Here is a 13,864-nt window from a genome sequence, read left to right on the forward strand (position 1 = left end):
ACAAACTCAGCCAAGTTACGAGCCGTGAGTAAGCGTTGGAATTCAACTACTTCTTTGGCTTTACTGTGGATTGACAACTTGATTGTTGAATTCTTGGTATCTGAATTTTTTGAACTGCTTGTATTGGGAGTAGCTAAGTAATGACTTGTGTCAATTTTTTCCCCAATAGCGAGTCAAACTTTTTTAGTTTAGTTGATTTATTAAGCGAAAGATCGCAAGCTATGCCTAATCAGCTTGCCTAGATCTTTCTGCAAAACGGAGAAACCGAATCAGGGAGTCTTACCTATGGGGAATTAGATAGACAAGCAACAGCGATGTTCCTTTGGAACCGCTTCGCGTACGCAGCCCATCTCCAATCAATGCTAGGTAGGAGAACGGGCTTTACTGTTATACCCTTCTGGATTAGAGTTGATTAGCGCTTTTATGGGCTTTAAGAATGTAGCTGAGTATCTAGAGGTAGCTCATAGAGTATTACAAGTTCCAGATCATCTGGCAATAGATGAAGAAATAATAGAGATTTAATTATGAATAACAACCAGGTAAATATAGTTGAATTTATATCTTGGCTTCAAAACCAGGGCATTAATATCTCAACCAACGGTGAAAAACTCCTTTGTCGTGTTAATAAAGGAACTCTAACCCCTGCGCTACGCCAAAAAATAGCTGAACGTCAAGCAGAAATTATAGTTTTTTTGCAACAACTTGGTAAAGGTAATAATACTAATTACCCACCAATTAAAGCTATTCCTAGAGACCAAAAATTACCCCTATCTTTTAGTCAAGAACGACTGTGGTTTATTGATCAAGTTGAAGGGTCAAAAGCTCCTTATATTGAGCACGGTGCTTTAGAAATCACCGGTAACCTAAATGTGTTAGTCCTAGAACAAGCCTTATCAGAAATAATCAATCGTCACGAAGTACTACGGACAAGTTTCCGGACTATCAATGGCAAACCAATACAGGTAATTCACCCCCACAGCACCATCAACATCAATGTAGTAGACCTACAACAATACCCAGAACCAGAACGGGAGACTATCTTAAAGCAAAAAGTACAACGTGAAGCAACAACTCCCTTTGACTTAGAGGTAGCACCATTAATCCGGTGTAAATTATGGCAACTAGACAGCAGTGAGTATGTGTTAGTGCTGACCATGCACCACATAGTCTCTGATGGTTGGTCAATGGGGATATTAATCGAAGAACTATCAAGTTTATATCAAGCTTTTGTTGCATCAGAACCATCCCCGTTACCGGAATTAGCGATTCAATATGCTGACTTTGCTCTTTGGCAAAGACAATGGTTAACTGGAGAAATACTAGAAACCCAACTTAATTACTGGAAACAGGAATTAGAGGGTGCTCCCAAATTATTACAGTTAGCTACTGACTACCCTCGCCCAACTGCGCCAACTTATCAGGGTCGGACTGAAAGTTTTAGTTTAAATACTGAATTAACCCAGAAGTTACAAACCCTGTCTCGAGATAGTGGTACTACCTTATTTATGACTCTGTTAGCGGCGTTTGGGACTTTACTACATCGTTACAGCGGTCAAGAAGATATTTTAATTGGTTCACCCATAGCCAATCGCAATCGCCGTGAGATTGAGCCTTTGATTGGTTTTTTTGTGAATACGTTGGTGATACGCACTGACCTCTCAGGTAATCCCAGTTTTCGGGAATTGTTGAGACGAGTGCGTTCAGTAACCTTAGATGCTTATGCTCATCAAGATGTGCCTTTCGAGAAACTAGTTGAAGAACTACAACCCTCGCGCTCGCTGAGTTATAACCCCCTGTTCCAGGTATTATTCAACATGCTCAATTTGTCAGAAACAAAACTGGAATTACCAGGGTTAAAAGTCGAACAATTTGACACAAGCGAAGCGGCTAATTCAAAATTTGACTTAACACTGTATGCAGCGGAATCAAACCAGGAAATACAACTAAAATTACTCTACAATGCCGATTTGTTTACAGGCACAAGAATGGGAGAAATGCTCCATCAATTCGAGCATTTACTCAAACAAATTATCCAACATCCCCAAAAGACGATCACGGATTTTTCTTTAGTCACTCCCCAAGCTAAATCTTTGCTGCCCAACCCAGTGGAGAAACTAAGTTGTGAATGGTCTGATGCTTTCCATACTCGATTTGACCGACAAGCAACAAGGGTTCCACAACAATTAGCTGTTATCGATAAACAGGTCAAGTGGAACTACACCGAACTTTCAAACCGTGCCAATCAACTTGCCAACTATTTGCTAGCATTGGGCATCAAAAACCAAGACGTTGTTGCCATAGTAGGCGATCGTAGCGCTTGTTTAGTTTGGGCAATACTGGCAGTCATCAAAGCCGGTGCAGCTTTTATGATTCTCGATCCTGCTTATCCTGTAGCTCGTCTTATTAATTATCTTCGCCTTGGAAAACCTCGCGCTTGCCTTGAGATTACCACAGATTCACTTAAGGGTGAACTACAACAGGAAGTAAATAAGTTATGCTGTTGTCTTAAAATTACCCCAGACTTAAATTTAGAGGGAATTTCTACTGATGCTCCAGAGGTAAACATTCACCTAGATGACTTAGCTTATATAGCTTTTACCTCTGGCTCAACTGGTCAACCAAAAGGGATCGAGGGCACCCACAGACCCCTAGCTCATTTCCTCAATTGGCACTCACAGACATTTGAACTTCACGAATCAGACCGATTCAGTATGCTCTCGGGACTTGCCCATGACCCCTTATTGAGAGATATATTGACACCCTTATGGCTGGGGGCTACCTTATGTATTCCTGACCTTGAGGATATAGAAACTCCCGGTCAGTTAGCTTGTTGGATGGAGCAACAACAGGTTAGCATTACCCATCTGACTCCAGCGATGGCACAACTGCTTTTTGAAACCAAACTCACACTTAATAGCTTGAGGTATGTATTTTTTGGTGGAGATGTCTTAACTCAAGACCATGTTTCAAAAATGTACAAGCTAGCTCCCTGTGTGAGAATAGTTAATTTCTATGGAGCGACGGAAACCCCTCAGGCAATGGGGTATTTCTATATCCCTAACCCCGTAGACCATCTGGTAAGTTCAAAAAATACTCTGCCTTTAGGCAAAGGAATCTCCAATGCTCAGTTACTGATTTTAAATACTTTACAGCAGCTTGCTGGCATCGGAGAAATAGGAGAAATATATGTTCGTACTCCTTACTTGGCTCGTGGGTATATGGGTAATGATGCACTAACCCAAGAGCGATTCATCCCCAACCCCTTCTCTAGTTCCTTTTCAGAACGACTCTACAAAACCGGAGATCTCGCGAGATATCTACCAGACGGTAACATCGAATTTATTGGTCGCATCGATAACCAAGTTAAAATCAGGGGTTTCCGCATCGAACTAGGAGAAATCGAAGCAGTCCTGTCCACCCACCCCCACATCCAACAAACCGTAGTAATTGCAACAGAAGATCTTCCTGGTAACAAACGCCTAGTCGCCTACATAGTCAGTGAGAACGAATCACTAAGCACCAAGCAACTACGAGAATTCCTCAAGCAGAAACTACCAGACTACATGGTGCCCAGTGCCTTCGTTACCTTAGACACCCTGCCCTTAACACCCAATGGCAAAGTAGACACAAAAGCATTACCAGCACCAGATGGGGTCTTCACCCGAGAACAGGAATATGTAGCGCCACGTACCCCAACCGAAGAAATAATCGCCAACATCTTCGCTCTGGTTCTAGGAGTGAAAGATGTAGGAATACATGACAACTTCTTTGAAATCGGAGGACATTCCCTACTCGCCACCCAATTAATTTCCCAACTGCGAGTGACCTTCAACAGAGAAATCTCCCTAAGGGAAGTATTTCAAAGCCCTACAATCGCTCTTATTTCGCCGAAATTAAGCCAATTACTGACCACAGAAAACCAATTAAGTCTTCCTCCGATTCAACCAAGAACCGATAGTGAACAACTACCCCTATCCTCAGCTCAAGAAAGACTATGGTTCCTCAACCAACTAGAAGGAATTAGCGCCACTTACAACATGCCAGCAGCCCTGAGCATCACTGGAAACTTGGTGATTAACGCCCTAGAACAAGCCTTATCAGAAATAATCCATCGTCACGAAGTACTACGGACAAGTTTCCGGACTATCAATGGCACACCAATACAGGTAATTCACCCCCACAGCACCATCAACATCAATGTAGTAGACCTACAACAATACCCAGAAGCAGAACGGGAAACTATCTTACACCAACAAATACAACAGGAAGCCACAACCCCCTTTGACCTAGAGGTAGCACCATTAATCCGATCTAAATTATGGCAACTAGACACTACCGAGTATGTGTTAGTGCTGACCATGCACCATATAGTCTCTGATGGTTGGTCAATGGGGATATTAATCGAAGAACTATCACGTTTATATCAAGCTTTTGTTGCATCAGAACCATCCCCCTTACCCGAATTAGCGATTCAATATGCTGACTTTGCTCTTTGGCAAAGACAATGGTTAAGTGGGGAAATCAATGAAAACCAACTCAATTACTGGAAACAGGAATTAGAGGGTGCTCCAGAATTATTACAATTACCCACAGACCGTCCTCGTCCCCATGTAATGAGTTACCACGGCAGTAGTGAAAGTTTTAGTTTAAGCACTGAATTAACCCAGAAGTTGCAACAGTTGTCCAGGAACTCGGGTAGTACCTTATTTATGACGCTACAGGCAGCTTTTGCCACCTTACTGTCTCGTTACAGTGGGCAATTTGATATTTTAATTGGTTCACCCATAGCCAATCGCAACCGCCATGAAATTGAGCCGCTAATTGGGTTCTTTGTCAATACTTTGGTGTTGAGAACCCGTTTTGAAGATAATCCCAGTTTTTCGCAGTTGCTTACACAAGTCAGGGAAACCACACTACTCGCTTATGAACATCAGGATGTACCGTTTGAACAGGTAGTATCCGCATTGCAACCCCAACGGTCTTTGAGTCATGCCCCCCTGTTCCAGGTGATGTTTGTGCTACAGAATGCACCGATGGGGAAATTAGACTTACCCGGTGTGAGTTTGAGTGAGTTCAATCAACAAAGTACTACGTCTAAGTTTGATTTGCTCGTGTCAATGACGGAAACAGACATGAGATTGATAGGTGAATGGGAGTACAACACGGACTTATTTGATCGGTCTACCATTGCTCGCATGGCCACTCATTTCCAGAACTTGTTGTCAGCAATTGTGGAAAATCCCCAACTAGTGGTGGGTGAGTTACCTTTATTGAGTGCAGAGGAACGTCATCAACTGTTGGTGGAGTGGAATGATACTGCAACGGAATACTCAAAAGAAAAATGTATTCATCAGTTATTTGAAGAGCAGGTAGAGAAAACACCAGATGCTGTGGCCGTGGTGTTTGAACAAGAGCAGTTGACTTACCATCAATTAAATCAAAAGGCGAATCAACTAGCACATCACCTACTTTGCTTGGGAGTAGGACCAGAAGTATTGGTGGGTATTTGTGTGGAACGTTCTGTACAGATGGTGGTAGGACTGTTGGCGATACTCAAGGCGGGTGGTGCTTATGTACCCCTGGACTCTAATTATCCTCACCAACGACTGAGTTATATGTTGGGCGATTCGGGTGTTGAAGTGTTGTTGACTCAACAGTCGTTACTAGAATCTTTGCCACAAAATCAAGCCCAGGTGGTTTGCTTGGATAGTGATTGGGGTGCCATAGAGCAATATAGTGGGGAGAATCTTGATGTTGGGGTTCATTCACATAATTTGGCTTATGTGATTTATACTTCTGGTTCTACAGGAGTTCCCAAAGGTGTGGCAATCTCTCATCAAGCGTTAGCCAACCATATGCGCTGGATGGGGCAAACCTTTCCTTTAACTAAACTTGATAAAGTTTTGCAAAAGACTCCATTTAGCTTTGATGCTTCAATTTGGGAATTTTATGCCCCATTATTGGTAGGAGCACAATTAGTAATCGCCAAACCAGAGGGACATCAAGATAGTGATTATCTAATTGAGGTAATTAACCAACAAAAAATTACCGTGCTTCAATTGGTTCCCTCGTTACTAAGAATGCTTTTAGAGACAAGAAATTTAGCCATTTGTAAATATTTAAAGCGAGTATTTTGTGGGGGCGAACCTTTGCCTGTTGAACTATACTGTCTTTTCAAACAACAAAGCCAAGCTACTTTACACAATCTGTATGGGCCAACAGAGGCTTGTATTGATACGCATTTTTACACCTGCCACGAAAGAATGAGCAAAAAAACCATTCCTATTGGTCGTCCAATTGTTAATACTCAAAGCTATATTCTCGATCCAAATTTGCAACCATTACCCATAGGAGTACCAGGAGAATTATACCTAGGTGGTGATGGACTAGCCCGAGAATACCTCAACCGCCCAAAACTAACATCGGAAAAATTCATCCAAAATCCCTTCTCTAGTTCCTTTTCAGAACGACTCTACAAAACCGGAGATCTCGCGAGATATCTACCAGACGGTAACATCGAATTTATTGGTCGCATCGATAACCAAGTTAAAATCAGGGGTTTCCGCATCGAACTAGGAGAAATCGAAGCAGTCCTGTCCACCCACCCCCACATCCAACAAACCGTAGTAATTGCAACAGAAGATCTTCCTGGTAACAAACGCCTAGTCGCCTACATAGTCAGTGAGAACGAATCACTAAGCACCAAGCAACTACGAGAATTCCTCAAGCAGAAACTACCAGACTACATGGTGCCCAGTGCCTTCGTTACCTTAGACACCCTGCCCTTAACACCCAATGGCAAAGTAGACACAAAAGCATTACCAGCACCAGATGGGGTCTTCACCCGAGAACAGGAATATGTAGCGCCACGTACCCCAACCGAAGAAATAATCGCCAACATCTTCGCTCTGGTTCTAGGAGTGAAAGATGTAGGAATACATGACAACTTCTTTGAAATCGGAGGACATTCCCTACTCGCCACCCAATTAATTTCCCAACTGCGAGTGACCTTCAACAGAGAAATCTCCCTAAGGGAAGTATTTCAAAGCCCTACAATCGCTCTTATTTCGCCGAAATTAAGCCAATTACTGACCACAGAAAACCAATTAAGTCTTCCTCCGATTCAACCAAGAACCGATAGTGAACAACTACCCCTATCCTCAGCTCAAGAAAGACTATGGTTCCTCAACCAACTAGAAGGAATTAGCGCCACTTACAACATGCCAGCAGCCCTGAGCATCACTGGAAACTTGGTGATTAACGCCCTAGAACAAGCCTTATCAGAAATAATCCATCGTCACGAAGTACTACGGACAAGTTTCCGGACTATCAATGGCACACCAATACAGGTAATTCACCCCCACAGCACCATCAACATCAATGTAGTAGACCTACAACAATACCCAGAAGCAGAACGGGAAACTATCTTACACCAACAAATACAACAGGAAGCCACAACCCCCTTTGACCTAGAGGTAGCACCATTAATCCGATCTAAATTATGGCAACTAGACACTACCGAGTATGTGTTAGTGCTGACCATGCACCATATAGTCTCTGATGGTTGGTCAATGGGGATATTAATCGAAGAACTATCACGTTTATATCAAGCTTTTGTTGCATCAGAACCATCCCCCTTACCCGAATTAGCGATTCAATATGCTGACTTTGCTCTTTGGCAAAGACAATGGTTAAGTGGGGAAATCAATGAAAACCAACTCAATTACTGGAAACAGGAATTAGAGGGTGCTCCAGAATTATTACAATTACCCACAGACCGTCCTCGTCCCCATGTAATGAGTTACCACGGCAGTAGTGAAAGTTTTAGTTTAAGCACTGAATTAACCCAGAAGTTGCAACAGTTGTCCAGGAACTCGGGTAGTACCTTATTTATGACGCTACAGGCAGCTTTTGCCACCTTACTGTCTCGTTACAGTGGGCAATTTGATATTTTAATTGGTTCACCCATAGCCAATCGCAACCGCCATGAAATTGAGCCGCTAATTGGGTTCTTTGTCAATACTTTGGTGTTGAGAACCCGTTTTGAAGATAATCCCAGTTTTTCGCAGTTGCTTACACAAGTCAGGGAAACCACACTACTCGCTTATGAACATCAGGATGTACCGTTTGAACAGGTAGTATCCGCATTGCAACCCCAACGGTCTTTGAGTCATGCCCCCCTGTTCCAGGTGATGTTTGTGCTACAGAATGCACCGATGGGGAAATTAGACTTACCCGGTGTGAGTTTGAGTGAGTTCAATCAACAAAGTACTACGTCTAAGTTTGATTTGCTCGTGTCAATGACGGAAACAGACATGAGATTGATAGGTGAATGGGAGTACAACACGGACTTATTTGATCGGTCTACCATTGCTCGCATGGCCACTCATTTCCAGAACTTGTTGTCAGCAATTGTGGAAAATCCCCAACTAGTGGTGGGTGAGTTACCTTTATTGAGTGCAGAGGAACGTCATCAACTGTTGGTGGAGTGGAATGATACTGCAACGGAATACTCAAAAGAAAAATGTATTCATCAGTTATTTGAAGAGCAGGTAGAGAAAACACCAGATGCTGTGGCCGTGGTGTTTGAACAAGAGCAGTTGACTTACCATCAATTAAATCAAAAGGCGAATCAACTAGCACATCACCTACTTTGCTTGGGAGTAGGACCAGAAGTATTGGTGGGTATTTGTGTGGAACGTTCTGTACAGATGGTGGTAGGACTGTTGGCGATACTCAAGGCGGGTGGTGCTTATGTACCCCTGGACTCTAATTATCCTCACCAACGACTGAGTTATATGTTGGGCGATTCGGGTGTTGAAGTGTTGTTGACTCAACAGTCGTTACTAGAATCTTTGCCACAAAATCAAGCCCAGGTGGTTTGCTTGGATAGTGATTGGGGTGCCATAGAGCAATATAGTGGGGAGAATCTTGATGTTGGGGTTCATTCACATAATTTGGCTTATGTGATTTATACTTCTGGTTCTACTGGTCAACCTAAGGGGGTTGCCATGAACCATAGTCCTCTGGTTAATCTTATCCTGTGGCAGTTGAAAAACTCCTCTGCCAAATACGGCACAAAAACTGGGCAATTTACACCGATAAGCTTTGATGTCTCCTTCCAAGAAATCTTATCTACTTGGTGTTCAGGTGGAACATTAGTATTGATACCAGAAGATGTACGAAGAGATGGAACTGCCTTATTGCAATTGCTCAAACAACAAGGTATCGAAAGACTCTTTCTACCGTTTGTGGCTCTAGAATACTTAGCGACTAGTGCTTTGACTAGTCCGGAATGTCTACCCTCTACACTGTGTGAATTGATTACCGCAGGAGAACAGTTACAAATTACTCCCACCCTCAGGAACTTTTTTGAAAAACTGTCTAATTGCCGTCTAGAAAATCAGTATGGACCAACAGAAACTCATGTGGTCAGTGCTTTTAAATTAAATGGTTTTCCCAGTGATTGGTCATCACTTCCCCCCATAGGTCGCCCCATCGCCAACACCCAAATCTATATCCTAGACAAAAACCTGGAACCAGTACCCATAGGCGTACCCGGAGAATTATACCTAGGAGGTGATGGACTAGCCAGAGGATACCTAAATCGCCCAGAACTAACATCAGAAAAATTCATCCCAAATCCCTTGTGTAGTTCCTTTTCAGAACGACTCTACAAAACCGGAGACCTGGCGAGATACCGACGAGACGGTAACATTGAATTTCTCGGTCGGATCGATAACCAAGTCAAAATCAGGGGTTTCCGCATCGAACTAGGGGAAATAGAATCAGTACTGTCCACCCATCCCCACATCCAACAAACCGCAGTAATTGTAACAGAAGATGTTCCTGGTCACAAACGCCTAGTCGCCTATTATGTCAGTCAGTCCGAATCACTAAGCACCAAGCAACTACGAGAATTCCTCTTTCAGAAACTACCAGACTATATGGTGCCCAGTGCCTTCGTTACCTTAGACACCCTGCCCTTAACACCAAACGGCAAAGTAGACCGCAAATCCCTACCTGCACCTGATGGGGTTTTCAGCAGGGTGGAGGAATATGTAGCTCCATGTACTCCAACCGAAGAAATAATCGCCAACATCTTCGCCAATGTTCTAGGAGTGCCAGATGTAGGAATACATGACAACTTCTTTGAAATCGGAGGACATTCTCTACTGGCTGTCCGTTTAATGTCCCAGATTAAACAACAATTCCAAATCAATTTGCCTTTAGCAACCCTTTTCCAAAGTCCAACCATTGAACAGTTAGCCAGCTTTCTGGATTGTTCAGTAGATACATCTCACTCCATATTAGTTCCCATTAAAACCAGTGGAAACCAACCCCCCTTGTTTTTTATTCACCCTGGTGGTGGTAATGTCCTGTGTTATGCAGAGTTAGCTCGTCATTTAGATCAAGATTATCCAGTATATGGTTTACAATCTCTTGGTTTAGATGGACAACAGCAACCCTTAACTTCTGTTGAGGAGATGGCATCCCATTATATTGAGGCAATAAAGCCAATTCATTCCCAAGGACCATTACACCTAATAGGCTGGTCTTTTGGAGGTGTAATTGCTTATGAGATGGCACAACAATTACAGGCTAAAAATGAGCCAGTGGCTCTTCTAACGTTAATAGACAGTTATGCACCCACTTTAATTCGGAAACCTTCAGAAATAGATCAAGCCATGATAGTAAATCTATTGGCTCAAGATTTGGGAGGTCTTTATGGTCAAGAGTTAGATATATCCCATGAAACACTTAGACAACTTGAAGCATCCCAGCAAGTTTTGCATCTATTTGAGCAAGCCAAACAGCAAGGGATATTCCCATCAGACCTAGAAATAGAGCAAATGCGTTCTTTATGGGAAGTTTTTCAAGCAAATCTAGCAGCAAACTCTTATTATCAACCACAAGCTTATCCAGGTTCAGTTCTCCTTCTAAATGCTAGTCAAACTTCCCCAGCAGTAATTGAAGACCCAACCCACGGCTGGGGTTCTCTAGTTCTAGGTAATATCCAAACTCACACTATTACTGGAGACCATTTCACTATTATGAAAGCCCCTCAAGTTGAGGGTCTAACTGCAGAATTGAACAAGTATCTATTGAACAACTAGCACGTCTTGGCGGCACTGGCTCCCCTGTTCGGAAGCTGGATCGCGGTCATACTAAGCAGATTTAGCTAGTAAAGGTTCTACGGTCTGGGATGATTCACCCACCTGCTCTAAAATCTCAATCAATTCCCGTTCAAAGGTGACCAAAGCACGATTGGTTTTCCCACCAATATAAAAGCGATCGCCTTTTTGTAATGCCCAAATCTGAGAGTGGGAGACATAACTCATCAGTACCCCTAACATCAGTAAACCAAAGCCAGTGTAAACAAAGGGAATACCCGGGTCAGCTTTAATTTGTAAGCCAGTGCTGCCGATGACATCTTTAATTTTAAGTATCACCCCATTGACCTTAATCCCCATACCAGAACGAACACTTGAAACGAGATTACCCGTTCCATCATAAACAAACAGGGTTCCCTGCAAATCCCTAGCTAAAAGGGATACCCCTTCACTTAAATCAGGTTTTGTGGGAACCCAAGTGCCCCAAATCCGTCCCTCACCATTAGTGGGAAGTTGTGCCATGGGAAGCTGGAAAATTGGACTATTATTCAACTGCACCTGAACCCCAGCAATCCCCCAATCCGTTTGGTAAAAGGTGACACCTCGATATCTTAGGGGCTTATTCACATAGATAGTCTCTTGGTCAATGTCCTCACCTTGACTATCCAAAACTGACAGATTGGAGTAAAATTGATCAATATCCCCGGATGGAGTGTAATCAATCCAGAAACGATTCACCCGCACTGACAAATCTTTGGGGATTTGGGGCCAAGCAAACGGACCGGCATCAATAATGTTTCTAACTTGGAATGTATTGCCACTGGTAACCATTTCCTGAGCCGTAAATCCTGTCATTGAGCCCCAAATTGACCCTCCCAGGATAATCAACATACTGGCATGTACTACAATTGGACCAATCCGTCCGATAATTCCTTTACGGGCGTAGATAGTATCCCCCTCTTGGAATACCTTGTAACGCCGCTTCTCTAACAACTCAGTGAGGGAAGTAAAAGACCCCTTGTCCAACTCTACACTCAAAGCAAGTTTCCCAAACTGGCGGGGTTCTTTGTAAAACTTCCAATTCCGGGCTGCTTTTAAAGCTGGAAATTGACGAGTGAAGGTACAGGCGGTCAGACTACTACCGAATAACACTAATAAGGACAAAAACCACCAAGTCCGGTAGACATGATCTAACCCTAGCAGCAACAACACCTTCCAGCTCAGGAAACCAAACAACGCTGGGTCTTCAGGATAATTAGCTTGGTAAAATGCCAGAGATTCACCCTGTTCAATAACTGTACCGCTGATGCTAAAGAGTGCGATCGCAAGTAGCAAGATAATCGCTAACCGTAAGTTAGCCAGCACTGATACTAACCGACGCCACAACCGACTGCTACTATTCAATGATGAGTTATTTGATGAGTTATTTGATGAGTTATCTGATGAGTTATTTGATGAGTTATCTGATGAGTTATCTGATGAGTTTTCTAAAGTCATATCCAGTCTAGTTAATTACTTGTTTTCTGAATAGGATGAGCAGATTTATGAAAAGAATCTCAGTAGCATTCAGCGGTCAGCAGTCAGCGGTCAGCGGTCAGCGGTCAGCGGTCAGCGGTCAGCTTAAAATAAACCCAGCGTAGCGTGCGCCGTTCCCGTAGCGTGCGCAAACGAGAGAATTTAATAGTTCGAGATTTATGATAATTGAAAGTCACCAGAAAAGTCCATTGCGCGTAGCGCATAAGCTGATAGCTGATAGCTGATAACTGATAGCTGATAGCTGATAACTGATAGCTGATAGCTGATAGCTGATAGCTGATAGCTGATAACTGATAGCTGATAGCTGATAACTGATAGCTGATAGCTGATAGCTGATAGCTGATAGCTTACGACGCACTCAGTACTCAGTCAAAAAATTCCCACAGGAATCCGAGACAACAACGAAAACACACCAAATGCCACCAATAGCGCACCACTTACTGGTGTAATCCAACTCGACCACTGTCGCAATTCTAATAATCGTTTAATTGAAGCAGTAAACGTACCTGCCAAGATCAAGGGTGCCACATAACCAGCTGTATAAGACAACAGCAAGGCACCACCTAACACTAAATCTTTAGTTGAGACAACCCAAGCCAGTAACGTTGCTAATACCGGTGTACTGCAAGGAGACGCAACTAAACCGAAGGTCAAACCAATGAGATAAGAGCGTAACCCTTTCGGCCATTCCTGGGAAATCCAATCCATACCACCCCAACTTGGAAACTGTAGCGGTAGTGCTTCTAGTAAATTCAACCCCATAATAATGGCGATTAGGCTCACAATAATCGGTAAGCCAACACCGATTTGACCATAGACTCGCCCGATAGATGCTGCGATAATTCCTAATGCAGCTAAGGTTGTGGCTAAGCCTAAGGAAAACCATACCGATTGGGTAGCAGCTTGCAGCCGTCCTTGATTTTCATAACCACCGATGTAGCCAATCGTGATCGGTAGCATTGATAGCATACAGGGGGTTAGGCTAGTCAGCAACCCAGCAGCAAAGATGATGGCTATGCTGACTAGGCTCAGGTGAGTCAGTTGGCTGTCAACCAGGTTATTAGCGAATTGTTGGAGTTGATAGAGTTGAGTCGAGAATGTGTCAAGCATAGGGAATTTTAACACCCAGTTTGCTTGAATTTTAGCGTATTGAACCCCTCAAGTAGAGTGGCCAAATCCCAGGGATATAGCAGTCGCCAGGGCAGTTAGGACAT

The 13,864-nt window shown here is 43.2% G+C and carries 4 protein-coding genes; 1 reads left to right on the forward strand and 3 read right to left on the reverse strand.

From position 1 onward, the window contains the following. The first annotated feature begins 524 nt into the window (after window positions 1-524). Complete coding sequence (locus F6K37_RS17545) at window positions 525-11,117, forward strand: non-ribosomal peptide synthetase (protein WP_287251386.1); 10,593 nt, start codon at window positions 525-527, stop codon at window positions 11,115-11,117. A 51-nt stretch (window positions 11,118-11,168) separates the two neighbouring features. On the opposite strand, the gene F6K37_RS17550 is transcribed toward F6K37_RS17545, so the two are convergent. The 3 genes from F6K37_RS17550 to F6K37_RS17560 all read right to left on the reverse strand — a co-directional run bounded on the left by F6K37_RS17550 (window position 11,169) and on the right by F6K37_RS17560 (window position 13,760). Further along, window positions 11,169-12,611: a cytochrome c biogenesis protein gene (locus F6K37_RS17550; RefSeq protein WP_287251387.1), complete on the reverse strand. Its 1,443-nt coding sequence runs from the start codon at window positions 12,609-12,611 to the stop codon at window positions 11,169-11,171. Window positions 12,612-12,822: 211 nt separating this feature from the next. Next, on the reverse strand, window positions 12,823-13,008 hold the full coding sequence (locus F6K37_RS17555) for a hypothetical protein (RefSeq protein WP_008191315.1): 186 nt from the start codon (window positions 13,006-13,008) through the stop codon (window positions 12,823-12,825). Between the two features lie 11 nt (window positions 13,009-13,019). Next, window positions 13,020-13,760, reverse strand: a complete 741-nt coding sequence (locus F6K37_RS17560) for a cytochrome c biogenesis protein CcdA (protein ID WP_287251388.1) — start codon at window positions 13,758-13,760, stop codon at window positions 13,020-13,022. Window positions 13,761-13,864 lie beyond the last annotated feature (104 nt).

The sequence above is a fragment of the Moorena sp. SIO4E2 genome (genome assembly GCF_010671945.1).
Classification (GTDB): Bacteria; Cyanobacteriota; Cyanobacteriia; order Cyanobacteriales; family Coleofasciculaceae; genus Moorena; species Moorena producens.

What these genes read in the sequence shown, in the direction of transcription:
- F6K37_RS17550 (WP_287251387.1), bottom strand. Translation starts at nt 12,611, where the DNA reads ATGACTTTAGAAAACTCATCAGATAACTCATCAGATAACTCATCAAAT.
- F6K37_RS17560 (WP_287251388.1), bottom strand. Translation starts at nt 13,760, where the DNA reads ATGCTTGACACATTCTCGACTCAACTCTATCAACTCCAACAATTCGCT.
- F6K37_RS17545 (WP_287251386.1), top strand. Translation starts at nt 525, where the DNA reads ATGAATAACAACCAGGTAAATATAGTTGAATTTATATCTTGGCTTCAA.